The organism is Sunxiuqinia sp. sy24 (assembly GCF_052677165.1).
In genome coordinates this window covers 452,379-477,479 of record NZ_JBQYLH010000001.1, presented here as the reverse complement: position 1 = coordinate 477,479, position 25,101 = coordinate 452,379, and the positions used below count along the sequence as shown (strand labels likewise).

General features: G+C 44.0%; 16 protein-coding genes. 9 read left to right on the top strand and 7 right to left on the bottom strand.

Annotated elements, in window-relative coordinates; translation table 11 throughout:
- The first annotated feature begins 452 nt into the window (after positions 1 to 452).
- Positions 453 to 1,295 (top strand): endonuclease/exonuclease/phosphatase family protein, encoded by an 843-nt coding sequence (locus ACUNWA_RS01825; RefSeq protein WP_445590170.1) that lies wholly within the window; start codon positions 453 to 455, stop codon positions 1,293 to 1,295.
- Positions 1,296 to 1,396: 101 nt separating this feature from the next.
- Here the strand turns inward: ACUNWA_RS01825 and mfd are convergent, their stop codons facing one another.
- The gene (gene mfd / locus ACUNWA_RS01820; protein ID WP_445590169.1) at positions 1,397 to 4,720 is read right to left on the bottom strand and encodes a transcription-repair coupling factor; all 3,324 of its coding nucleotides are present in this window, start codon (positions 4,718 to 4,720) and stop codon (positions 1,397 to 1,399) included.
- A 180-nt stretch (positions 4,721 to 4,900) separates the two neighbouring features.
- Between mfd and ACUNWA_RS01815 the strand changes: the two genes are divergently transcribed.
- Together ACUNWA_RS01815 and ACUNWA_RS01810 are read left to right on the top strand one after the other, a co-directional pair.
- Positions 4,901 to 5,713 (top strand): patatin-like phospholipase family protein, encoded by an 813-nt coding sequence (locus ACUNWA_RS01815; RefSeq protein WP_445590168.1) that lies wholly within the window; start codon positions 4,901 to 4,903, stop codon positions 5,711 to 5,713.
- Between the two features lie 83 nt (positions 5,714 to 5,796).
- Positions 5,797 to 6,666, top strand: coding sequence for a Cbp1 family collagen-binding glycoprotein adhesin (locus ACUNWA_RS01810; RefSeq protein ID WP_445590167.1), 870 nt, complete (start codon positions 5,797 to 5,799; stop codon positions 6,664 to 6,666).
- Between the two features lie 63 nt (positions 6,667 to 6,729).
- On the opposite strand, the gene ACUNWA_RS01805 is transcribed toward ACUNWA_RS01810, so the two are convergent.
- The 3 genes from ACUNWA_RS01805 to ACUNWA_RS01795 all read right to left on the bottom strand — a co-directional run bounded on the left by ACUNWA_RS01805 (position 6,730) and on the right by ACUNWA_RS01795 (position 9,707).
- Positions 6,730 to 8,073 carry a dihydroorotase gene (locus ACUNWA_RS01805; RefSeq protein ID WP_445590166.1) on the bottom strand — a complete coding sequence of 448 codons (1,344 nt, stop codon included), beginning with the start codon at positions 8,071 to 8,073 and terminating at the stop codon, positions 6,730 to 6,732.
- Between the two features lie 228 nt (positions 8,074 to 8,301).
- The gene (locus tag ACUNWA_RS01800; RefSeq protein ID WP_445590165.1) at positions 8,302 to 8,871 is read right to left on the bottom strand and encodes a class I SAM-dependent methyltransferase; all 570 of its coding nucleotides are present in this window, start codon (positions 8,869 to 8,871) and stop codon (positions 8,302 to 8,304) included.
- A gap of 98 nt (positions 8,872 to 8,969) precedes the next feature.
- Complete coding sequence (locus ACUNWA_RS01795; RefSeq protein ID WP_445590164.1) at positions 8,970 to 9,707, bottom strand: polyprenol monophosphomannose synthase; 738 nt, start codon at positions 9,705 to 9,707, stop codon at positions 8,970 to 8,972.
- 243 nt (positions 9,708 to 9,950) lie between these two features.
- On the opposite strand from ACUNWA_RS01795, the gene ACUNWA_RS01790 reads away from it, so the two are divergent.
- The 5 genes from ACUNWA_RS01790 to ACUNWA_RS01770 all read left to right on the top strand — a co-directional run bounded on the left by ACUNWA_RS01790 (position 9,951) and on the right by ACUNWA_RS01770 (position 19,234).
- The gene (locus tag ACUNWA_RS01790; RefSeq protein ID WP_445590163.1) at positions 9,951 to 10,418 is read left to right on the top strand and encodes a GNAT family N-acetyltransferase; all 468 of its coding nucleotides are present in this window, start codon (positions 9,951 to 9,953) and stop codon (positions 10,416 to 10,418) included.
- Positions 10,419 to 11,709: 1,291 nt separating this feature from the next.
- On the top strand, positions 11,710 to 13,593 hold the full coding sequence (locus ACUNWA_RS01785; protein ID WP_445590162.1) for a mucoidy inhibitor MuiA family protein: 1,884 nt from the start codon (positions 11,710 to 11,712) through the stop codon (positions 13,591 to 13,593).
- Positions 13,594 to 14,039: 446 nt separating this feature from the next.
- Positions 14,040 to 15,518, top strand: coding sequence for an alpha/beta fold hydrolase (locus ACUNWA_RS01780; protein ID WP_445590161.1), 1,479 nt, complete (start codon positions 14,040 to 14,042; stop codon positions 15,516 to 15,518).
- 212 nt (positions 15,519 to 15,730) lie between these two features.
- Complete coding sequence (locus ACUNWA_RS01775) at positions 15,731 to 18,013, top strand: NADP-dependent malic enzyme (protein ID WP_445590160.1); 2,283 nt, start codon at positions 15,731 to 15,733, stop codon at positions 18,011 to 18,013.
- 207 nt (positions 18,014 to 18,220) lie between these two features.
- Entirely contained in the window at positions 18,221 to 19,234 is a 1,014-nt protein-coding gene (locus ACUNWA_RS01770) for a YeeE/YedE thiosulfate transporter family protein (protein ID WP_445590159.1), read from the top strand.
- A gap of 13 nt (positions 19,235 to 19,247) precedes the next feature.
- On the opposite strand, the gene ACUNWA_RS01765 is transcribed toward ACUNWA_RS01770, so the two are convergent.
- Positions 19,248 to 19,805 carry a hypothetical protein gene (locus ACUNWA_RS01765; protein ID WP_445590158.1) on the bottom strand — a complete coding sequence of 186 codons (558 nt, stop codon included), beginning with the start codon at positions 19,803 to 19,805 and terminating at the stop codon, positions 19,248 to 19,250.
- Positions 19,806 to 20,067: 262 nt separating this feature from the next.
- On the opposite strand from ACUNWA_RS01765, the gene ACUNWA_RS01760 reads away from it, so the two are divergent.
- A complete protein-coding gene (locus tag ACUNWA_RS01760) occupies positions 20,068 to 20,445 on the top strand; it encodes a DUF423 domain-containing protein (RefSeq protein WP_445590157.1) in 378 nt (125 codons plus the stop codon).
- 78 nt (positions 20,446 to 20,523) lie between these two features.
- On the opposite strand, the gene ACUNWA_RS01755 is transcribed toward ACUNWA_RS01760, so the two are convergent.
- Both ACUNWA_RS01755 and ACUNWA_RS01750 read right to left on the bottom strand, forming a co-directional pair.
- A complete protein-coding gene (locus ACUNWA_RS01755) occupies positions 20,524 to 21,912 on the bottom strand; it encodes a TolC family protein (RefSeq protein WP_445590156.1) in 1,389 nt (462 codons plus the stop codon).
- 25 nt (positions 21,913 to 21,937) lie between these two features.
- Positions 21,938 to 25,087 (bottom strand): efflux RND transporter permease subunit, encoded by a 3,150-nt coding sequence (locus ACUNWA_RS01750; protein ID WP_445590155.1) that lies wholly within the window; start codon positions 25,085 to 25,087, stop codon positions 21,938 to 21,940.
- Positions 25,088 to 25,101 lie beyond the last annotated feature (14 nt).

Here is a 25,101-nt window from a genome sequence, read left to right as displayed (position 1 = left end):
CAATTGATCTACCTTGGTCCGTAAAACTGCTAATCGAAATTAAATTACGTCCGACTTCGACAAAGCCTCTGGATCCATGATTACCAACACGCATGAATTCTTGGCAAAAAAGGTAGAAAGGATTCTTCTCTACCTCATGCAAATCGCAGATCTTCAGCTCCCTCACCACACGTTGAAACCTGTCTCCGCTTTCCCAATCCGCCTTCCAGGGCATACGAGGCTGAATAATACAGATATCGCATTTAGCCTCTGGCTACGACTTCATCTGAAGGTTTCACAAGCAATCTGCATTGAATTTGAATCCGCTAAAAACCCAACAGTTACCCAAATCAACAATTGCAGAAATGACTGGACTCACAATTCTTTTTCAATCCATAAACTTTTTATCTTTATCGACCACGAAGCTGGTTTTATCGTTTCTTTTTTAACCCATAGAATTCAACCTGTAATCCATGAAAAACAGAAGTTATCTTTTTATTGTCCTTTTAGCTCTTACTCTAGGACTTTCATCTTGCGGCCCAAACAATTCATCTCAAGCGGCAGATTCAACCAAAACAGTCGCCGCCGAACAATCCATCCGGGTAATGACTTACAATATCCACCACGGCAATCCGCCGGCAGAAAACGGAGTTATTGACTTGGATGCCATTGCAGAAGTCATTCGCCAATCGAACGCTGACATCGTGGCCGTGCAGGAATTAGACAGCATGACCGAACGTGGGAACAACGAGTTTCAACTGGAAATTCTGGCTCAAAAGCTGGACATGAACTTCCACTTCTTCCGCGCCATACCGTTAGGAGATGGAGCTTATGGTGTCGGAATCTTGTCACGCTTCCCCATCAGCAAGGCGCAAACGATTAAACTGCCGGAACATGCTGACAAAAATGTTGAAGACCGGGTATTAGGCTTGGTACATGTTAAGCTTCCTAAAGGCAAGAAAATTTATTTTGCCTCTACGCACTGGGATTACAAGCATGAGGAGAACCAGCTACTTGAGGCCGAAATCACCAATCAAGTGGCTAGTAAACTGGAGGCGCCAATCATTATTGGAGGCGATTTTAATGCAAGGACAGACTCCAAGCCCATGAAGCTGTTGCGCCAGGTATTTACCGATGCCAGCAAAGAATTTGCCCCAACCATTCCAACAGCTAAGCCCAATCGCAAGATTGATCACATCTTGTACACCCCCAAAAAAGCATTTCAGCTAAAATCGGAGGAAGTGATTGATGATGAGTTAGCTCAAAAAGCGTCCGACCACCTCCCCTATTGGGTTGATCTGGTTATCGTAGATTAGTCAATCAAAAATTAGTAAGGCCATCTCCAGACCGCTTTTGCAGCGTGAGTTTGGAGATGGCCTTTTTATTTTTCCTTTAAAAAAAATCGAACTGCTCTACTTTACTGGTCCGCCGCAATTTCTACCAATATGGTTTTGGCTGCAGAGATGGTTTTGATGTGATCGAAACTTAAACTCAATTTATCTTTCTTCTCTTTCATCCGGCATTTGTCAGGATTGTGTTGCAGATAATGCAATACTTTTGAAAAGATGGGCGACTGGTAATATTCTGATTTTTGGTCAGCAATGAAGTAACAAACCATTTTTTTGTTCTTCAAGATAACGCGTTCAACCCCCAGGCTAATGGCCAGCCAACGCAATCGAACCACTTCCAGAAGCTCTTTACTGGCAGCCGGCAATTTCCCAAAACGGTCAATCAACTCCAGCTCAAACTGCTGCAAACTTTCTTCCGTTTCCAGGTTGTCGAGCTGACGATAAAGCAGCATGCGCTCCGAAATACTCTGGATATAGCTATCGGGAAACAACAGTTCCATGTCAGTATCGATCTGGCAGTCGCTAACAAATTGGGTTTGTAAAAATACGTTGCCCGCAGCCTGCTGTTCGTCCTGAAAAAGCTCTTTATATTCGCCTTGCTTCAGTTCCTGCATGGCTTCATTCAGAATACGGTGATAGGTTTCGTATCCAATATCGGCAATAAATCCGCTTTGCTCGGCCCCCAGCAAGTTACCGGCTCCACGAATATCCAAATCGCGCATGGCAATGTTGAAGCCACTGCCCAATTCCGAAAACTCCTCAATGGCACGCAGGCGACGTCGTGCTTCCGGACTCAAGGTCGAAAGTGGAGGAGCCATCAAATAGCAAAAAGCTTTTTTGTTCGATCGTCCCACACGTCCGCGCAGCTGATGTAAGTCGCTCAGCCCGAAGTTTTCTGCATGATTAATCAGAATGGTGTTGGCGTTGGGAATATCCAAGCCCGACTCAATAATGGTTGTTGCAATCAACACATCGTGCTCCCCGTTGATGAAATCAAGCATAATTTTTTCAAGCTTCGGCCCTTCCATCTGCCCATGCCCCACCACGGTTTTTACCCCCGGCACAATCCGCTTGATCACCGCTTCCACTTCGTGAATGTTTTGTACGCGGTTATGAATGAAGAACACTTGTCCGTTGCGCGCCATCTCGTAATTGATTGCTTCGCGAATCACCTCTTCATTAAACCCGTGCAGCTCCGTAATAATTGGATAGCGGTTGGGAGGTGGCGTTTGAATAATGGATAAATCGCGGGCCCCCATCAGCGAAAACTGCAAAGTACGAGGAATCGGAGTTGCAGTCAGCGTCATGGTATCAACATTCACTTTAAGCTGTTTTAGCTTTTCTTTCACCGACACCCCAAACTTTTGTTCTTCATCTACAATCAACAGCCCGAGGTCTTTAAACTTGACATCCTTACCCACCAGTCGGTGTGTGCCAATCAGAATGTCAACCGTTCCGGCTTCCACTTCTTTCAGAATCTTCCGCACTTCACCTGCCGGGCGCAACCGGCTGATGTATTCAATTTTAACTGGAAAATCCTTCAAGCGTTCAGAGAAGGTCTTGAAATGCTGCAAGGCTAAAATGGTGGTAGGCACCAAAACAGCCACTTGCTTGCTATCGGCCACCGACTTGAAAGCTCCCCGAATAGCAATTTCCGTTTTTCCAAAACCTACATCACCGCAAACCAGACGGTCCATGGGCATTTCACGCTCCATGTCTTCTTTCACCGCTTGCGTGGCCTTCACCTGGTCGGGTGTATCTTCGTAAATAAACGAGGCTTCAAGCTCGGTTTGCAAATACGAATCGGGCGAAAAGGCAAATCCCCGCTCCTTTTTTCGTTCGGCATAAAGGGCAATCAGATCTTTGGCAATATCTTTCACCTTTTTCTTGGTGCGATCTTTCATCTTTTGCCAAGCACCCGTCCCCAGCTTGTTTATTTTGGGCTCAATACCTTCTTTGCCTTTGTATTTTGAAATGCGGTGCAGCGACTGAATGCTCACAAACAACACATCATTATCGCGGTAAACCAAGCGAATGGCTTCCTGAATTTTACCGTTGACTTCCGTTTTCACCAGGCCGGCAAACTTCCCAATACCATGGTCAATATGCACCACATAATCGCCTTGGTGCAGCTTGTTTAGCTCACGTAGCGTGATGTTTTCCTTTTGTGGCTTCCGGGTTTTGAGTTTAAACCGGTGGTAGCGCTCAAAAATCTGATGATCGGTATAGCAACACACCCGCAGCTGGTGATCGATAAACCCTTCATGTAAAGTGAAATTCAGATCGGTAAACTCCACATTCAGATTTTGATCCTTAAAGATGGCATGCAAACGCTCAATCTGCTTTTCGTTGGACGAAAGGATAAAATTGGTGTACCCCTGAGCGACATTCTCTTGCAGATTTTTAGCCAGTAGTTCAAAGTTTTTATTGAATACCGGCTGCGCCGAAGTATTAAACTCGTAATGCGTTGTGGTTTTAAAATAGTTGGTGGTTCCCGATTCCAGACAAGTAAAATTCGCCAGGGCGGCCAAAAAATCATTACCTGTGATAAACCGATTATCCGGCAAATCTTCTTTATCAAGAGCTTGTTGAAAAGTCCCTTCGATCAAATCTGAAACCAGCGAAATATCGCGAATGTAGATACTGCTTTTGGATGAAATAAAGTTGAAAAAATTGTCTCGTTTCTCTTCCTCAAGTCCATCCTGAATGTTGGGGATGATGACAATTTTCTCAAGCTGAATCTTAGAGATCTGGTTTTCAATATCGAAACTACGAATACTATCCACCTCATCGCCAAAAAAGTCGAGTCGGTAAGGATCTTCATGCGAGAAAGAATAAATATCAACCAAACTTCCACGAATTGAATATTGCCCCGGCTCGACCACAAAGTCCACCCGCTCGAAACCATATTCATAGAGCACATCGTTTAAAAACTCAATAGACAGCTTGTCTTTTTTATGAACCTGAAAACTGTTCGATTCCAGTCCTTCGCCAGAGATTACCTTTTCAATCAAGGCATCGGGATAGGTCACAATGCTGATCTGGTTATTCTCGTGCAGCTGATTCAGCACTTCGGTACGCAGGATAATATTTTCTTGTTCCAGCGAATCCAAATGCCCGGGACGTTTATACGATCCAGGAAAGAAAAACAGCGGTGACGCTGTTTGCAAATTCACCAAGTCATCATAAAAATAAGCGGCTTCTTCCTTATCATTCAAGATAAAAACCAAGGGCTGGCTGTGTTTTCCAGCCAAAATAGACGCCAATACCGTTTGGGAAGACCCAACAAGACCCGACAGGTAAATTTTTTCACCCGGGGTATTCATCGTTTTTAGCAAAGGTTGAATAACTTCTTGCTCTTCAAATACCTTTTTAAATTTCTGTAATTCCAAACCTCCTAAAAATTTCCGGTAAAGATACGCAATAGTTTGCGTCTGGCTTCAGCAATCGGTCAATTATTCGAATGTGCACCAGCCCAATGAAGACGTTTTCTACCGCTGCTTAAGCTCACAAACAAATCAAAAAACTGGTGATTACCGGATCAGGGCCGTACCTTTGAAAAAAAGCAAACGATGATGAAAACGAAAATAGGCATTTCTCTCAGCGGAGGCGGCGCACGTGGAATTGCACACATTGGCGTGTTGGCTGCATTGGAGAAGTATGGCATTCATCCCGAGTTAATCTCCGGAACCAGTATGGGTGCCTTGGTTGGTGTCTTGTATGCCTCCGGATTAAAGCCGGAAGCGATACTGGAACTGATTAATGCCAGCAAGATACACCAGATCATTAGCTGGGCTTTCCCTGCCGGCGGACTACTGGATCTGGATAAAGTAGAGCACCTGCTGCGAACAAATATCCCCGAAGATGATTTCTCGGCCCTAAACAAAAAATTTTACTGTGCTGTAACCAATTTAAACACGGGTAAGTTTGAACTTATTTCCAAGGGGAAATTAATCGATTACGTATTAGCCTCAGCCTCCATCCCGATTGTTTTTGAACCACGAATCATTAGGGGGCAAACTTATGTAGATGGCGGCTTGCTGAACAACCTGCCCGTTGAACCACTCGTTGACCAGGCAGACATCATTATCGGAGTACATGTCAACCACAACGAAGAGCTGAAAGAAGTTAGCGGGATAAAGGCCATTGCAGAGCGAAGCTTCCGACTGGCCATTACCAAAAATGCAAACGAAAAATTCGGGCTTTGCGACTTTGTCATCGATCCACCCAAAATCCGTAAATACAGCACATTCGACTTTTCAAAAGCCAACGAGATTTATGCCATCGGTTTTGAGGAAACCGAAAACCGGATTCTGGACTTTTTCGAACAGCTCGATCTGAACAAAGTAATGGAAGAGAAGAAAAAGAGGCTTACGGGAAAATAATTATTCAAACCTGTCCGTATTATAAATAATGCATGATGAGAATGCGCAAAAAAGGCCTTAACTTTAACTAAAATAATCTGATCATGAAGAAATTACTTATTCTTTCCGCCATTGTTCTTCTCGTTTCCTGTAACCAGAAAAAATTAGACCGGATGCAAGCGGTACAGGACAGCTTGCAACAAGTAGCTGAAACCAAAGATTCGGCCATTAGCGACTTCATTGGAACGATGAATGAAATTCAATCCAACCTCGATTCCATTAAGGCACTGCAAGAGATCGTCGATATTCAATCGAAAAGTAACACTGAACCGCAAGCAACTAAACGTCAAAAAATGCTTCGGGACATCGCCCTGATTAACGAACTTCTTCAAAAAAACAGGGAACTGGTTTTGTCGCAGCAAAAAAAGATGAATTACTCCACTTACAAAATGAAGGAAATGCAGGAGATGCTCAATCTAATGAGCAACCAGCTGGAGTCGAAAGATACCGAGATTGTTACTCTTCAGGCTGAACTTGAAAAGTTACAGCTTAATATTTCGGACTTAAACCAGGATTTGATGGCTGCCCAGCAACGCACGCAGGAGCAAGAAAAATTGCTGGAAGAAAAAACATCAACCATCGACCAAAAAGTGTCAGCACTAAACACGGCCTACTATGTATTTGGAACAGCTAAGGAACTGATTGAAAATGGTATTATTGAAAAAGAAGGTGGGTTTCTGGGCATTGGTCGCAGCCTGAAGTTTCGCAAAGATTTTAATCCGGATCTGTTTACAGAAATCAATATTCGCGAAGTTGATGAAATAGCCCTTAACTCGAAAAAAGCAAAAGTAATCACCACTCATCCCGCAGCCAGTTATGAACTAACCGGAGAAGATGTCGTTGAAAAATTGGTGATCTCCGACCCCGATCTGTTCTGGGAAACCAACAAATACCTGGTCATCGTTGTAAACTAAAATAGAAAAAGGAGCTGAATAAGCTCCTTTTTTAATACACTAATTTCTCGTCAGGATTCGGCCTTATATTTTAAACTCCAGGCGTTTTCCCCGAACGTCCTTTCGTATTTCGCCCCGGTCGTAGGCCAGCTGCCCATTCACAAAAGTTTTGGAAACCTGGTGACTGAACTCAATACCTTCAAAGGGAGACCAGCCACATTTATAGAAAATATTTTCAGGACAAACCTTCCATTTTTTATCCGGATTCACTAAAACCAAGTCAGCATAATAGCCTTCGCGAATGTAACCGCGGCGATCAATACGGAACAGGTCGGCCGGTGCATGGCACATCTTTTCCACCACCTTTTCCACCGTTAGTTTCTCCTGCTTCACAAATTCGAGCATGGCTACCAAAGCATGCTGTACTAAGGGGCCACCCGAGGGCGCCTGGAAATACGCGTGCGATTTTTCATCCAGTGTGTGGGGCGCATGATCGGTGGCAATCACATCAATTTTGTCGGCCAGCAAGGCTTCCCAAAGGGCTTGCCGATCTTCGGCCGATTTAACGGCCGGATTCCACTTAATTCGTGTTCCATAGGCGATGTAATCTTTTTCTTCAAACCATAGGTGGTGCACACACACTTCAGCTGTAACTTTTTTATCCTTCACCGGGCCGGCATCAAACAGCTCCATTTCCTTAGCCGTCGAAATATGAAGGACATGCAGGCGCGTACCAAATTTCCGGGCCAGCTCTACCGCCTTGGACGATGACTTGTAGCAGGCCTCGGCACTCCGGATTCTAGGGTGCCGCGATATTGGAACGATTTCGCCATACTTTTGGCGGTAGATCTCGGTGTTACGCTGAATAATTTCTTCGTCTTCGCAGTGGGTGGCAATTAAGGTGGGAGCCTGCTTGAAAATTTCGGATAAGGTCTCTTCGTCATCCACCAGCATATTCCCGGTTGACGAGCCCATAAACACTTTAATACCACACACCTGACGCGGATCAGTTTTCAGCACTTCATCCAGGTTATCGTTGGTGGCTCCCATGTAAAACGAGTAGTTGACCGCCGAAACTTCAGCTGCCCGCGCATACTTTTTAGCCAGCTCGGCCTGCGTGGTGGCCTGTGGTTTGGTGTTTGGCATTTCCATATACGAAGTGATACCGCCAGCTAAAGCAGCTCGCGACTCCGTAGCAATTTCGCCTTTATGTGTCAGGCCGGGCTCACGAAAATGTACCTGATCATCAATCGCTCCCGGAATTAATAACTTCCCGCTACCATCAATAACTGTTGCTTCGTTCAACAGCGATTCAGGAACCTCTTCGTCCTTAAAAATCCGTTTAATAAACTCATCTTCAATCAATACACTTCCCTCAAACCGGGTCCCTTCATTAATAATCGTCGCCTTGTGAATGATGGTTTTCATGCTTTCAGTGCTTTAAAATTCTCGGTATAAATTACGAAACAAAAATTGAAAAGGCTACATCCCTGCAGCCCTAAAATCCTTATACAAATTAGTTAACGGCTTGAATATAATGCATACCGCATTGTGTTCAACAGTTTTATGTGATTTCAATAACTTCAAATTTACTTTTTCTTTTCTTTAGATTACTCAGCAGCGGCGGTATGCCTTACGCATATTATTGTGCTGTCGTTATTTTTTTCTTCCAATTAATAACAATGAATCTCCGTCTTCAAACTCATTATATTCTTCAAGCAGCAGAATTTCAAAATTGTCCTCAAATAAAATTCTTAGGCTTTCATCTGTCTGGGAATTAACAAGTAATCCTTTGAATACTTCCTCTCCTTCACCTTTCCAAAATGAATGGCATATTATTCCATTAGAATTCAATAAATCAACTTGTCTTAAAATGGATTTCCTTAATTCTTCGTCTGTTAAATGTTGTAGGACTTTATTTGAATATATCCCATCAAATTTCTTGTCAGTTTTTAATGTTACTGCATCTAAATTTAAAAATTCGTCTTTTATGTTGCTACTAATTAATCGACTCAGAAATTCTGTTGAGTAATCCGACCCAACAACTCTATAACCTTTCTTCAATAGTTGAAAATCAGTTCCAGGTCCAGAACCTATCTCAAGCAATAAAGAATTCTGAGGCAAGTAATCATTTAATTTTCGAATCAATTGTCCACCATTTACATCTTTGGCTAATCGGATATATTCTTCAACCGATTCTTTTGTCTTATAATAATTGTCATTCATGTCTTACAAAATCTAAGGTATCATGTTCTGGTTTAATACACCACAACGGCGTTATTTGTTCTCCAATCAACCTTGTGTTTGTCTGGTATAAATCCAGTTTAAGACTTATAACCGGGATATTTTTTAAACCAGCTTCTGATTTTCATTTTCAGGATACCCCACAACGCCTCATTAAAAATACCACCACTCATTTTGGAGGTTCCTTCCTGGCGTTCAGTAAAAATAATGGGCACCTCAACCAACTTAAAACCATGTTTCCAGGCTGTAAATTTCATTTCAATCTGAAAGCCATAACCCTTTAAACGAATACCATCCAGATCGATGGTTTCCAGCACCCGACGCGAATAGCATTTGAAGCCAGCGGTTGTGTCCATGATCTTCATGCCAGTAACCAGCCGTACATAGACCGATGCAAAATACGACATCAACACCCGCCCCAACGGCCAGTTAATCACATTGATTCCTTTGATGTAGCGCGATCCTATAGCCATGTCGGCCCCCTCTTCATTACACGCTTTGAATAGGTTTTCCAGGTCTTCGGGGGGATGCGAGAAATCACAATCCATTTCGAAAATATAATCATAACCCTTCTCCAAAGCCCATTTAAAGCCGGTGAGATAGGCTGTTCCCAAACCTAGTTTGCCCTTACGCTCAACAAGATGCAGCTTGCCCTCAAATTCGGTCTGTAAGCGTTTGACAATCGCACCCGTCCCATCTGGTGAACCGTCTTCAATAATTAAAATTTGAAAAGGTGTTTGGAGTGAAAACACCGTTCGAACCATCTCCTCAACATTTTCCTTTTCGTTATAGGTTGGTATAATTACCAAATTCTTCATAGTGCTGTCATGGCATTAGTTATAGCTACGAAAATAAGGATTTTAAGCCAGTGTTCACCAATATTTGTTCAGAATGACGCAATTCCCGGACGCCCTGGCAATCAGACGACTTGCGTTGCCCTCCGCAAAAACACAGTATTTGGCAGCACCATGTGGTACCCCTTTTTCATGAGAAACAGCCGAAAAATGACGGCGTGATTCCAGTCCTTTTTTGCATTTTCGTTACATTTAGCAAAAAAAACAATGGACTATTCATTTGTACCCATCCAGCTCGACAACGAGCAGCACTGCACGGAATTAATCCGATTATTAGATCTTTACATGCAAGATGAAATGGGCGATAGCGCTCCTATGCCCGAAGGACAGGCCCAAAAAATTCTGGAAGGCCTGCGAAATTACCAAGGCTACCTGGGATTTTTCGCCGTAGTTGATGGACAATATGCCGCGCTGGCCAACTGCAATAAAAACTTTTCCACCTTTCAGGCCAAACCCTTGCTCAATATTCATGACTTTGTGGTGCACCCCGATTTCAGAGGAAAAGGAGTTGGCCAATTCCTGCTCGATTCCATTGCCGAATTTGTAAAGCAACAAGGCTATTGCCGCATCAACCTCGAAGTACGGCACGACAACTTCAACGCGCAAAAACTTTACCGCAAAGCCGGCTACGATGACTGCTACGAACGCATGTTTTTCTGGGAAAAAATTCTTTAAGACAATTCCGATTCAGCAAATATTTTAATAAGCACGGCCCCCTCTGGCGCGGGTGTGTACCCCGTGTTGTGCAGAGGGAAGTAGGTCTTGCTGCTAATCGGTTCGTGACCTCGTGCCTTCTTACGTTCGTAAGCTCGTACCTTCGGTTATGGTTTTTCCAAATAGCTTTGACCTGCGGCTTTGCCATTAAACGCTGACAGGACCTTCGGACGCTGTCAGGTTTTGGGCTACCGGTTACAGATACACTCTTTTCTCCTCCTTTTTTTCAAAGAGGAGTGGCACCGATTAATCGGTGTCGAGGTGGTTTGTTATTGCTCATGCTTCATCGATCGACGCTTTTCATTTCTTTTCCGATGAAACAAACTTGTCCTTTTGGCTTAATCCAAAAGAACGAAAAGATCAAGGCTAACGATGCTTTTGAAAGAAAACCGCGGATCAGTCTCTCCCCGAAAACCAACTCCTCCCGCTGGTCGTCAAACAGGGTTTTCTTAGCGAGTGCCCACGCGGATTCCCTCCCTTGTTTTCTGCTTCAAAACCCTCATAGCCCAAGCTTTTCACCTTCCGGTGAAGTAGAGGACTTAGGTATTGCTGGTAATCGATGCGTGTCCTCATTCGTGCGTTCGTGACCTCATGCCTTCGTACGTTTGTATCCTCGTGTCCTCGTTTCTTCTATTGCTTTTTTCCGGACAAAATCATCTTCGGTTCAACTCCGAATCTTCTGCCTTACTTCTGGGTATATTCTGTATATCTTCTGTATATAAAAACACAGAAGATACCTTGAATTAATGTAGAAAAAATGTGGAATAACCGGGCTTGGAACGGAGCGATTTAGGTACTGACACTTTTGACCACAGCCCGGTTGAAGCCGGCTAGGATTTTAAGGCAAAAAATTAGTTATACAGAGGTATAATTCACAATGTAGATTAAGACGAAACGCTGGATGTTATTATTAAAAAATAGCATTGTTTTCAGCGGTGACACGGATACAAATCCTTACCCGTGACAGAGGCGAAGAAATGAAGGTAGCAGTAAAAAAGATGAACTCCGGCAACTAACCGGAGCATTCCGAGCAACCCCAAAGACTAGTTCTGAGGTTAACCTCAACGGCTCTACAGCACAAAAAACATAATCCAGTTTATCATTTTGTTTTGCTAACTTGCTCTTCGGAAATGAAAATATAATTTCATCAACGGAAGACTTATCAGTCATATATCCACAAACGCTAAACTAATTATTGAAGCGCATTTATGAATTTAATAAATTTTTCGCATCCTGAATTAAACCAAATACGATGAAAACAATAAGCATTCTATGTTTAAGCATAATATTAAACAATTTATTTGCACCTAAAATTGACGAAAAAGAAATCGAAACAAATGTTTCAGAAGTAACAGTTTTTATAGAAGGAGCTCAAATTACAAGAAAAAAAACGATAGAACTTCCTCAAGGAACAACAGTACTGAAATTTAATAACCTTTCCCCTTTTATTGATGCTAAAAGCATTCAAGCTAAGGCAAATGGAGATGTTACAATTCTATCTGTTAATCATCAACAAAATTTCCTGGAAGAACTTGAAAAAACAGCCGAGGTTAAAACTATTGAATCAAAAATAAAAGATATAACCGCTCAAATAGAGTTAGAGAAAACTCACCTATCTATTCTAGACGAAGAATTTATATTCCTAAAAGACAACAGAGTTATTGGAGGCAAAAACAATGGGTTAAGTGTGGTGAATTTTAAAGAAACTTCCGAATATTACAGGACTCAACTTTCCAATTTAATGTTTAAAAAAAATGAACGAAATAAAACAATAGAGGAATTAAACAAACAACTAGCGAACCTTGAACATCAACTAAGCACAATCTCAAGCAAAAAGGATTTTCCAATGGGCGAAATTTTAGTAAAAGTTCAAGCAGAGACAAAAACTTCTGCTTCAATCGAAATTTCTTATTTGGTAGAAAATACGGGGTGGTATCCATCATATGATATTCGAGCTAAATCCATTAATGATCCTGTTGAAATAATATATAAAGCGAATGTCAGGCAAGACACAAAAACGGATTGGGAAAATGTTAAGCTGAAATTCTCTTCATCTAATCCCAACTCATCTGGCACTGCTCCTGAATTAAAAACATACTACCTTGACTACAACAATTATCCTCCCGTCTATAATAAATCAATAAACTCGGTTAACGGCCAAGTTACTGATCAGGACAGTCAACCATTACCAGGAGCAACCGTAATGGTTCCGGAAACAACAATTGGAGCTGTGACGGATATTAATGGAAATTATTCCATAACCGTACCAACAAATTCAGACTATTTAAGCTTTTCCTTTATTGGCTTTAGAACGCGGACAATACCAATAACAGGTTCCGTTATAAATGTAAAAATGGAGGAAGACGTTTTAGCATTAGAGGAAGTCGTTACTGTTGCTTATGGAATTCAGGGAAATGCAGATAATGCCCTAAGCGGAAGAGCTGCTGGAGTTTCGGTTAGAACTGATTCAAAAATGAGAAGTAGAGATTCAGAAAGCATTGCAGTGCCATTTCAAAAAACAGAAAATCAAACCAGTGTTGATTTTGAGATAAAAACTCCATATTCTATAAAATCAGATAATAAAAGTTACTCTGTTGATATGGCTGTCTATCAAGTTCCGGCTCTTTATCAGTATTATTCTGTTCCAAAAATCAGCAGAGATGCATTCTTAATCGCAAATTTCACAAATTGGGAAAAGTACAGTTTGTTGGAAGGAGAAGCGAACATTTTTTTTGAGGATACTTATATCGGAAAATCATTAATAGATGTCAGATTTGCCACTGACACATTACAAATATCGTTGGGAAAAGATAAAAATGTAAATGTAAGTCGCGAAAATCAAAAAGACTATACAACCCGGCAATTTATTGGCTCCAAAAAAGAAGAGATTAAATCATGGCATATAACTGTAAAAAATAATAAAAGTCAAGAAATTAATATGATAATTTACGATCAGGTTCCCGTCTCAAAGCGTGAGGAAATTGAGGTCGTCATACAAAATCTATCCGAGGGAAATCAAAACAAAGAAAATGGAGAAGTAAAATGGGAATTTTCATTAAAACCTATGGAAAAGAAAGAGTTTGATTTGAAATATTCGGTAAAATATCCAAAGTATAAAAATTTAATCATTGAATAAAAAAACACTACATACTAATTAAGCATTTATCCGCAGCCAGCGCCGAACCCTATCTTGACGCGAACCGGATATTGATCGGATGATTTCTAAACAATCCGAGCAATAAGAATCCCTCCCCAACCAGACTTGCACCTGTCGTCTTCACACCGTCAGTAAACCGCTGATTTTATCGAAGTTATTCCAACCACACGACATCCATTACGACTTATTGCTGCCCAATACGCCGGGGGGAACTCAACCCTGCCGCAAGATTGGCGTAAAAAAGAAAACAAGAATAAGCAAACTGGCGGAGTGTCGCGAGCACTCGGGAAAACGAAAGGATTTCGCCCCCGCGCAACACCTAATCGCCCTTCTGTAACGATCTAATTAGAATTTTGAGACGATCTTTTCACGAATAATAAGAGGCAATTATGACATACAAAAGACTCAGTTTAAGATTATGCATATTGTTATTATTGAGTGTATTTTTTACAGGATGTAAGCAAAATACAAACCCGGAACTTGGTCAATTCAGGGATGCTCCTTGCCCTTTTGACCTGCCAGAAGGATTGGAATTAGGTGAAAACTTCCGATTCGGTTATGTTACAGTACCTGAGTTCCATAATAACCCAAATGGAAAAACCATTGAAGTAGCTGTTGCTATTTTCCCAAGTACGAGCAACACCCCGGGCCCCCCTCTGGTGCTTAATACTGGTGGCCCCGGTGAATCCAACATGGACAATTTCATACCTCCGCTAGCAATAAAACATAGCGGCAGATTAGGTGAACTAGTTCTACCCCACCGAGATGCAGTTATTATTGAGTTGCGAGGCTTACGATATGCCAGGCCAAACCTGATATCGGACGAGTTAACGAAGGCCAGATATGACATGATGAATAAAGACCTTAGCTATGATGAAATGCTTGCCATTCAACTAAAAGCTCTTGAAGAAACTCGTGATCGCTTCAATAAGGAGGGAGTAAACCTATCAGCATTCAACAATATTGAAACAGCAGCAGATATCGCAATGATTATGACCAATCTGGGTTATAAGCAATTTAGTCTGTTCGGTTCTTCTGCGGGGACCTTTCTTGCTCAACATGTTATTCGTGATTATCCGGATAGGGTAAGTTGTGCCATCTTGAATGCAGGAGTGCCAATTGGGACTAAAATTTCGGATATGGTGCCTGATGGCATTCGTTCGCTAAAAAGACTATTTGAAAAATGCGAAGGCGATCCCGATTGTTCAGCCGCTTATCCCAATTTGGAAAATCGATTTCTAAACTTTCTGGATTCAATAAATAAACATCCAATAACTGTCCCTATCGATCTTCCCGACTCAGATGAAGAGCAAATTTTTGTGCTCAATGGACATCGACTGGCTGGTATGATTATGATGTACTCGTATTTTAGTCCTCAGGTTCCGCTTTTAATCGATCAGATCATGTCAGGCGACTATGCTTTTATAAATCAATTCGTAGGTTACCAATCCATTATGAGTACGTTTGCTGATATTTTAGGGTACTCCATATTTTTAAGCGAGTATCCGGCTTTTACCCTTTCTGACATACAGATTGACCCAAATTATTTAAGCTTTTCAAAAGGAGTTACTGCGATGGGATTAGGAGGTGAATTCCTGTTGGCTGTTGATACCATTTTTAACATCCCCAAAATAGATCAAAAACGCATTGAACCACAAGGGCCTTACGATGTTCCGTTACTTGTTCTGAATGGAGTATATGATCCGGTGATTCCTGAAAAATTAGATACAATATTTAAAAACAGATTTAATAACTGTTATATCTACAGGTTTGATGGAGTAGCTCATTCGCCAGTTGATTTTGCCGAGGAATGTGCCATTGTCATGTTTTTTGAATTCTTAAACGACCCTTCGAAGGCACCTGAAAGCTCCTGTATCGATGAATATCATCTCGAATTTAAATAAATGATTGCATTCTTATGGCTAAACAAAAACGGTGTCCTTAAAAGAGAACAGCATAAGCCCATAAAAAGCATAGGGCCTTCGCCGTCGTGAATTGCTAATTCCCCCAATAAACCTTTCCAAACAGGCTTGCGCCTGTCATTTTCACACCGATGATAAGCCATTGGTTTTCAAGTCAGATTTTCGTAAATTGATAAGACAAAAATCTGCCGACCATGAAAAAATCAGTTTACGAAGATGCTTTATGGTATCATGAGAAAGGCCGCCCCGGAAAAATCGAAGTTATTCCAACCAAACCACACGACACACAGTACGATCTATCACTGGCTTATACGCCGGGGGTAGCTCAGCCCTGCCGCGAAATTGAGCAGGACCCGGAAGAAGTTTACCGCTACACCTCGAAAGGCAACCTGGTAGCCGTTGTCTCGAATGGTACCGCGGTGTTGGGCCTGGGCGACATTGGCCCGCTGGCCGGCAAACCTGTGATGGAAGGCAAGGGCATGTTGTTTAAGATTTTTGCCGATGTAGATGTGTTCGACATTGAAGTGAACGAGAAAGACCCGCAAAAACTGATTGAGGTGGTAAAGGCCATCGCCCCCACTTTTGGCGGCATCAACCTGGAAGACATTAAAGCGCCCGAGTGCTTCGAGATAGAAGAAAAGCTGAAAGAAGCACTTGATATACCGGTATTTCACGACGATCAGCATGGCACAGCGATTATTTCGGGAGCCGGCTTGTTAAATGCCCTGGAACTGAATGGCAAGGAACTAGATGAAATCAAGGTGGTTATCAACGGAGCCGGAGCTGCGGCCATCTCCTGTGCCAAGCTTTACACCAGTCTGGGAGTGAAAAAAGGCAATATGGTTATGCTCGACAGCAAAGGCGTGCTAACTGAAAGTCGGACGGATCTGAACTCCGCCAAGCAGCAATTTGTCACCTCCCGAACCATCAAAACCCTCAAGGAAGCCATGATTGATGCCGATGTCTTTCTGGGGCTGTCGGTGGGTAAAGTGGTAAATAAGGACATGATCAAGTCGATGGCGAAAGACCCGATTGTTTTTGCCATGGCCAACCCCACGCCTGAAATTTCGTACGAAGACGCCACCAGCGCCCGCAAGGATGTGATTATGGCCACCGGAAGAAGTGACTATCCCAATCAAATTAACAATGTTTTGGGCTTCCCGTTTATCTTTCGTGGCGCCCTGGATGTCCGTGCCCGCACCATCAACGAAGAAATGAAAATTGCTGCGGTAAAAGCCCTGGCTGATCTGGCCAAGAAATATGTTCCGGAGCTGGTTACCAAAGCTTATAACATGGAGAACATTGTGTTTGGACGCGACTACATCATTCCCAAGCCACTGGATCCACGCCTGATCACCACCGTTTCGCCAGCCGTTGCCCGTGCCGCTATGGAATCGGGAGTTGCCGCTAAGCCAATCACCGATTGGGATGAATACGAACGTGAGCTGAGCGCACGCCTGGGCTTGGAGAATAAGCTGATCATGACCATTTGTAATAAAGCAAAAAAACATCCGAAGCGTGTGATCTTTGCTGATGCCAACAACCTAAAAATGCTGAAGGCAGCACGTTTCGTTGTGGATCAAGGCATTGCCCGCCCCATTTTGCTGGGAAGCCGCAAAGCCATTGAAAAGATTCTGGAAGACAATCAACTCGACTTGTCGGATGTGCCGATCATTGATATTATGCGAGATATTTCGGACACACGCAGACATCAGTTAGCACAGGTGCTCTATGAAAAGCGGAAACGCAAAGGCATGAGCCTAGAAGAAGCCTTCGAGAAAACTTACAACCACGATTACTTTGGCTGCATCATGGTGGAAACCGGCGAGGCCGATGCCTTCATCTCCGGCTTCTCCCGCAAATATGCCGATACCATTCGGCCAGCTTTGCAGGTGATTGGCACACGGGAGGATGTTAACCACCTGGCCGGCATGTATGTCATGCTCACCAAAAAAGGCCCCTTATTCCTGGCCGATACCACCGTGAATTCGGACCCTGCGCCGCAGATCATTGCCGACACCACGGTATTGGTGGCCAAGGAAGTGAAGCGCTTTAAAATAGAACCACGTATTGCCGTGCTGAGCTACTCCAACTTTGGCGCTTTTAAGGGCAAGGGCAGTCCGGTACGCGCAAGTGAAGCGGTTAAGATTTTGCATGAAAAATATCCAGACCTGATGGTTGATGGCGAAATGCAAGCCAACTACGCCTTGAACGGAGCCTTGCGGAAACGCAAATTCCCCTTTACCAAGCTGGGAGAACACGATGCCAATGTGTTGATTTGCCCCAACCTCAGCTCGGGCAACATCCTATACAAGGTTTTGCAGGAACTGGGAACCGCCAAAGCCATTGGCCCCATCCTGTTGGGAATGAAAAAACCGATTCATGTGCTGCAAATGGAAAGTTCGGTACGCGAAATTGTCAATCTGGTTGCCATTGCGGTGGTTGATGCCCAAGAGGTAGAAAACAAAACCGACTAAAACAGCCACTCCTGCGGAGTAAAGCCAATGTCCGGAAAGTGTTTAAGCACCAATCCAGGGCGTTGGCTTTTAGCATTCACCCTGTCCGGTTATTCATGTTAGGTCGAGTCAGCCTCAGCTTGGTTTCACCTCTTAAAAATGATCAATATCAAAGTCTCTTTTTTGAAAAAAGTTTAACTTGCCGGCTAAAACCAACAACACAAAACCATGACCCTATTAATTCTCGTTTTTGGATTTCTGTTTGGCGCAGCTCTTCAACACGCCAGCCTTAACAAGTATAACGTTATTAGTGGCATGGCCACACTCGAAAACCTGACCGTTGCCAAAGCCATTGCGCTGGCCATCGGTGTTGGTATTATTCTGATAAACCTTGAAATCGGACTTGGATTCGCTACTTACCATATCAAACCGTTTATGGTTGGAGGTATCCTGATTGGAGGACTCCTATTTGGTATCGGCATGGCTATTTTGGGCTATTGCCCGGGCACCCTGGCTATTTCACTGGGCGAAGGTTCGCTCGATGCCTTAACCGGCATTATTGGCGGAATGCTGGGCGGATTGGTTTATACTCTTGTGCTGCCTTCCATTGAACCGCTGTTGGGAGCTAACCTGGGCAAAATTTCGCTCTACTCGCTAACAGGCGACAACCCAACTGTTTTCTACCTGCTTGTTGTATTGATTGGCCTGGCTTTTATTGCCGCGGCTTTTGGTGTTCACAAGCTGGAAAAAAGCAATAACCCAAAATGGATTGTTGCGGGAATCGCCCTCGCCCTGCTCAATGTGATTATCTTTTCAACAGCCACCTTTAACCGGCCTATCGGCGCCTCAACGGTGTATCCTTACCTGGCCGATTTACTGACCGGCACAACATCCAGTGCCTACTTCATAAAAATTGAACCTTCCGGAAGCTGGCAACTCCTGTTTCTGGGCGGCGCTTTTATCTCAGGCCTGGTGCTTTCTCTTCTTCGGAAAGATTTCAAACTCACGCTCATTCACGAAAACTGGCAGAAGTATAAAGGTAACTCATCTGTAAAACGCATGGTTTGGGCTTTTGCAGGTGGCTTTGTCATGATTTTTGGCGCGCGTATGGCCGGCGGCTGTACCAGCGGACACGCCATTTCCGGAGGAATGCAGGTCGCTATTGGCAGCTTGGTGTTTGCCGTTATGGCCTTCGCTGGCTTGCTGGGCACCGGAAAATTGTTTTATAAGGGGCTGAAATAAGCAACTGCTGTTTTTATACCAAAAGATAGAGGGCAAAAGGAGCGGCTGTTTTGATTTCGCTCCATGCCGGCTGTCCTTCCAACGCAGTATTGCTTAATAGAAAAGTGGGACTCGATACCGAAAATCCCTTTGTTTTAACAGATGATGCAAGCGCTTGATGCAAGTATTGGGTTAAGCGCATAGTCGCTTGCTGGTAATCGTAGTTTGACCTGAGCTGTAACTCCATGCCTCCCGGCTTACGGTTGAAATAAAGGCTGAACGACCCCACCGAATATTTCCATTTGGGGTCGGTAAGTTCCAATTGCGAAACAGCCAGCACCCCTTTCGGCTTACATTGAGTTTGCTCTTGAATCAGCGCCAGAAGATGCGGATTATCGTTGATCAGCTTCTGCCCATCAACTTGAATGGGTGTACCCTTCCCAAAGAAATAGTGTCTCATCAACCGGCGGGGCAACGAATAGCATAAGCTATAGCCCACAGCAAGGAGTTGAACAATCTTCCATTGAAACATCTCGACACGAAACATTGGAACGATGTATTTCCAAACCAACAGATCAAACTTTGTACTCATCTTTTATCCATTTGAGGTGATCTCTCTTGAACTGAAAACCGGGAGAAACTGGAACGTTTAAAGCCTGAAAAGCCAGCTTACCAATCCGGTCACAATCCTTAAACAAAACATGACTCGCCTGATATTGTTGACTATTGGCAAGTTTATATGCCCAAAAGATGTTTATATTTATATATCAGAATAAAAGCGAGCCCACAATAGTCGCATAACAAAATCCGATCAAATTTGTTACTTTACCATAAATCATCCTTAAACAACACGTATGAGCAAAACGATACTCCTAACAGGAACCAGCTTTTTGGTGGTAGCCGTTATTTTGGGTGCTTTTGGAGCACATGGTCTGAAAGACAAACTGGATCAGCACATGATGCAGATTTATAAAACCGGCATTGAATATCATTTCTACCATGCCCTCGGATTGCTATTGTTGGGGGTCTTAGCCATGCAAATGCCCTCGTCCTTAATCAACTGGTCAGCGATTTTTATCACGGCAGGCATCCTGATTTTTTCCGGCAGCCTATACGTACTGGCCATCACGGGCATCAGATGGCTGGGAGCCATCACGCCGATTGGCGGGCTGAGTTTTATTGCCGGGTGGATTCTGCTGTTGGTAGCTATCTGGAAACATTTCCCCAAATAATATCAAGCGAAAAAAAGCATAAAAAAAGGCCGGATTACACGAACCCGACCTTTGGAATTTATAATAAAAACAAACGGATTACTTCCACCCACCACCAAGTGAGCGGTAAAGCGAAACGATCGCATTGAGTTGCTGTACATGGTCGTTGACATTGCTAAGCTGTGCCGCCAGCAGACTTTGCTGGGCATTTAACACCTCGGTGTACGTTGCCGATCCGTAAGTCAACAGCTCGTTGGTATATTCTACCGATTTTTTGAGGGCCGTCAGTTGTTTCTGCCGAAGAATGATTTTGTTTGCTGAAGCATCGTAAGCTCCCAAAGCATTATTCACCTCCTGTCCGGCATTCAGCAAAGCCAAACGCAAGCCCAGCAAAGCTTCTGCCTGTTGAGCACGTGCCACCTTCAAACGCGTTGTATTGGCTTTACGGTTAAAAATAGGCGATGCCAAGCCACCAACTACATTGGCCGCAAACGAAGAAGGATCGAGCAGGTCAGCCAGGTCCAGCGCTTCAAAACCAGCGTTTGCGGTTAGTGTTACCGAAGGAAAGAAATAAGCCTTGGCACTGTTGGTCATTTCGTATGCACTCATCACCCCATACTGGGCTTGCATCACATCGGGGCGGTTTTCCAGCAACTGGGCAGGTACACCGGTTTGCAGCAAAGCTACCGCTTCCTGATCAGCCAGGCTCCCACGCTCAATAGTTCCTGGCGTGCGGCCCAGAAGCAAACTCAGCCTATTTTCCGTTTCCCGAATCTGATGCTCCAAATCGGGCAGGGTTACTTCAGCCGCATAGCGAGCCGCTTCACTCTGCACAATAGCCGCACCGGTTACCCGGCCATTATCTTTCAATACCTTCATGGTTTCTACCAGATCGATATTATTCGCCACGGTTTCGCGGGTAATTTCCAGTTTGGCATCCAAAGCCACCAAACTATAGTACGCTGTGGCAATATTGGCAATCAAACGGGTTTGCACCGCTTTGTGTCCGGCATCGCTGGCCAGCAAGTTGGCATAAGCAGCTCGCTTCGAGCTACGCAACTTCCCCCAGATATCCAGTTCCCAGCTGGCCTGAGCATTGAGCTGGTAAACGTCCAGTTCGCGGGGACCAGCAGGATTGGTCGATTCCGAATTTCGGCTATGAACAACCGATCCTTGAGCCGTTACCCCCGGCAACAAAGCTGCTTTACTTTGACCGAGATAAGCTTCAGCTGCTACGATTTTCTGAACAGCTAATTGGAGGTCTAAATTATTATCCAGGCCATCCTGAATCAGGGCTTTCAGATAGGGATCGCTAAAAAGTTCCTGCCAAGGCTTTTCGGCCAGACTGACTGAGTCAGTCGCTTCCACGCCAAACAGCCCTTGCGTGTCGACCTCCTCTTTCTGAAAATGACGGGAGCTACTGCAAGAAAGCAGCAGTCCCGAGATTCCAATAACAAAGAGTATATTCTTAATTGATTTTGTTCTCATAATACGTGTTAATTGCGCTGAACGACTAGTCCAGGCTGTTCATCTCTGAAATTTCTGTTTGTTCCGGTTTTTTTACTTTTTCCTGAAGAGTTTGGAAAATAACATACATGGCAGGAATAACCAGGATACCGACAAAGGTGCCGACTAACATTCCGCCTACCGCACCAACTCCAATCGAGCGGTTTCCGTTAGCTCCTACTCCACCGCCAACAATCAAAGGCAGCAAACCAACAATAAAGGCAATAGAGGTCATCAGGATCGGACGCAAGCGGGCTACCGCACCTTCAACTGCCGATTGCGCAATGGTCATTCCCTCGTGACGCCGCTGCAAAGCAAATTCCACAATAAGAATGGCATTCTTCGCCAGCAAACCAATCAACATGATTAATGAAATTTGCAGGTAGATGTTATTTTCAACCCCCATAATCCGGGCAAAAATGTACGAACCGGCAATCCCTACGGGCAAAGAGAATAGGATGGACAGCGGCAAAATGAAACTCTCATATTGCGCAGCCAGCAAGAAGTAAACAAAAACCACACACAAAATAAAGATAATGGTGGTTGAACCTCCTGATGCCAATTCCTCCCGTGTCAATCCCGAAAAGTCGTACCCATACCCCATAGGCAGCTCCTCTTCAGCAACCTCCTGGATTGCCGCAATGGCATCACCGGTACTGAACCCGGGGTTAGGCGCTCCGGTAACCGAAATCGCAGTGTACATATTGAAACGCTTCAGGGTCTCCGGACCAAACACCCGCTTCAGACTTACAAACTGTGTGATTGGCGCCATTTCTCCATTGGAAGTTCTGACTTTAATACTTGAAAGATCTTCCGGATTACCACGATAGCTCGGATCTGCTTGTACCATCACCCGGAATTGCTTTCCAAAGCGGTTGAAATCAGATGCGTAATACCCACCAATATAACCTTGAAGAGCACCAAGCACTGAGTTAACACCAACACCAGCCTGCTTACAAACAGCAACATTTACATCCACTTCATATTGTGGGAAATTAGTACTGAATGAGGTGATCGCATATTGCACCTCCGGGCGCTGGTTCAGCTTCATCAGAAAGTTATTACCAATCTGCTCAAACTTCTTAATATCGCCACCGGTCTTATCTTCCAACTCAAGGGAAAAACCACCGGAGAGACCAAATCCGGGCACCATAGGCGGGGCAAAAACAATAACCCGAGCATCGCGGATACCGGCTGTCGCTTGGTAAATCTGAGCAATCACACTCTTGACCCCTTGGCTTTCTTCGGTTCGTTCTGCAAAGGGTTTCAGTTTACAAATCACCAAAGCATAGGAACTTCCCGCTCCGCTAATTAAGGAATAACCCGCCACCGTTGAACGTCCTGCAATTTCAGGAATCGCCGTCAGCAATGAATCGACATGCTGAGCAACGGCAATGGTTTTTTCCGATGAAGAGGCAGGAGGCATGCTAATATCCAGGAAGATACTGCCAGTGTCTTCATCCGGCACAAAACCTGTTGGCGTGGTTTTCATGAGGTATCCCATAATACCCACAAATACCAGAATGACCGAAACAGCGACCCATTTTTTCTTCAGAAAGAACAAGGTCGTTTGACGATATTTTTCAGTCATGGCATCGAAAGCCGTATTGAACGAAGCATACATTCGCTCTTTCATATTTTTCTTTTTCGATGGATCGTCATGCTCGGGCTTCAGAAAGATTGCACATAGCGCCGGACTCAAGGTCAACGCGTTCACGGCCGACAAAATAATGGCAACAGCCAGCGTGATTCCAAACTGCTTGTAAAAAACTCCGGTTGATCCGGAGATAAAGGTTACCGGAACAAACACAGCTGACATCACCAAGGTAATGGCTACAATAGCCCCTGAAATTTCATTCATGGCCGAAATGGCCGCAGTCTTCCCATTCTTGGCTCCACCGTCAAGCTTGGCATGCACGGCTTCCACCACCACAATGGCATCATCCACCACAATTCCAATGGCCAGCACCAAGGCAAACAGGGTCAACATATTGATGGTAAAACCAAACAAACTTAAAAAGAAGAAGGTACCAATAATGGATACCGGCACAGCAATAGCGGGAATTAAGGTTGCCCTGAAATTCTGTAAAAAGATAAACACCACAATAATTACCAGAATCAAAGCTTCAACCAAGGTTTTTAGCACCTTGTTGATCGAGCTATCCAGGAACTCATTCGTGTCGTTAAGTATGGTATAGTCCAGGCCTTCGGGAAAAGACTTGGACGCTTCGGCTAAGGTAGCTTTGGCTTCGGAAATCACTTCCCGGGCATTGGAACCAGCCGACTGGAAGATGGCAATAGAAACACCGGGTTTCCCCATCGCTGTTGTCGTAACCGAATAGCTAAGAGCCCCCAGCTCAACAGTAGCCAGATCTTTCAACCGAAGAATATTTCCATCTTGATCGGCCCGAATAATAATATTTTCAAATTCTTCGGGCTGAGACAGCTTGCCTTTGTATTTCAAAATATACTCGTACGTTTGGTTGTTCAGCTCTCCAAAACGTCCCGGAGCAGCTTCCAAACTTTGCTCATTCAAGGCAGCCATCACATCGCGCGGCTCCAGCTTATAAGCGGCCAGCACATCAGGCTTCAACCATATACGCATAGAGTAGTCTTTGGCTCCAAAAATCATCGCCTCACCAACGCCATTAATCCGCTTAAATTGAGGAATCAGGTTGATATTGGCATAGTTCTGAATAAACGTTTCATCATACTTCCCATCCGAGCTGAACAAAGAAGTAATCAACAAAATACTACTTTGGCGCTTGGCCGTAATCACCCCGGCTTTGACCACCTCGGCCGGAAGCATATTGGTAGCTTGGGTAACCCGGTTTTGAACATTTACCGCAGCCATATCGGGATCAACCCCTTGTTTAAAATAAACTTCAATATTCGCACGCCCGGTATTTGTGGAAGAAGAAGTCATGTAAGTCATGTCTTCCACCCCGTTGATCTGCTCTTCGAGTGGAACCACCACACTTTTCAATACCGTTTCGGCACTAGCTCCAGTGTAGTTGGCCGATACCCGAATGGTTGGCGGTGCAATATCCGGATACTGCTCAATAGGCAAGCTGGTGATCCCCAGTAGCCCAACAATTACAATAACGATCGATATGACCGATGATAATACCGGCCTTTCAATAAATTTTCTGAACATGTTTTACGGGGAAT

Bases quoted from the DNA above. Each gene is read 5' to 3' on its own strand.
- ACUNWA_RS01825 (WP_445590170.1), top strand. From the start codon at position 453: ATGAAAAACAGAAGTTATCTTTTTATTGTCCTTTTAGCTCTTACTCTA.
- ACUNWA_RS01815 (WP_445590168.1), top strand. From the start codon at position 4,901: ATGATGAAAACGAAAATAGGCATTTCTCTCAGCGGAGGCGGCGCACGT.
- ACUNWA_RS01810 (WP_445590167.1), top strand. From the start codon at position 5,797: ATGAAGAAATTACTTATTCTTTCCGCCATTGTTCTTCTCGTTTCCTGT.
- ACUNWA_RS01805 (WP_445590166.1), bottom strand. From the start codon at position 8,073: ATGAAAACCATCATTCACAAGGCGACGATTATTAATGAAGGGACCCGG.
- ACUNWA_RS01800 (WP_445590165.1), bottom strand. From the start codon at position 8,871: ATGAATGACAATTATTATAAGACAAAAGAATCGGTTGAAGAATATATC.
- ACUNWA_RS01795 (WP_445590164.1), bottom strand. From the start codon at position 9,707: ATGAAGAATTTGGTAATTATACCAACCTATAACGAAAAGGAAAATGTT.
- ACUNWA_RS01790 (WP_445590163.1), top strand. From the start codon at position 9,951: ATGGACTATTCATTTGTACCCATCCAGCTCGACAACGAGCAGCACTGC.
- ACUNWA_RS01785 (WP_445590162.1), top strand. From the start codon at position 11,710: ATGAAAACAATAAGCATTCTATGTTTAAGCATAATATTAAACAATTTA.
- ACUNWA_RS01775 (WP_445590160.1), top strand. From the start codon at position 15,731: ATGAAAAAATCAGTTTACGAAGATGCTTTATGGTATCATGAGAAAGGC.
- ACUNWA_RS01770 (WP_445590159.1), top strand. From the start codon at position 18,221: ATGACCCTATTAATTCTCGTTTTTGGATTTCTGTTTGGCGCAGCTCTT.
- ACUNWA_RS01765 (WP_445590158.1), bottom strand. From the start codon at position 19,805: ATGAGTACAAAGTTTGATCTGTTGGTTTGGAAATACATCGTTCCAATG.
- ACUNWA_RS01760 (WP_445590157.1), top strand. From the start codon at position 20,068: ATGAGCAAAACGATACTCCTAACAGGAACCAGCTTTTTGGTGGTAGCC.
- ACUNWA_RS01755 (WP_445590156.1), bottom strand. From the start codon at position 21,912: ATGAGAACAAAATCAATTAAGAATATACTCTTTGTTATTGGAATCTCG.
- ACUNWA_RS01750 (WP_445590155.1), bottom strand. From the start codon at position 25,087: ATGTTCAGAAAATTTATTGAAAGGCCGGTATTATCATCGGTCATATCG.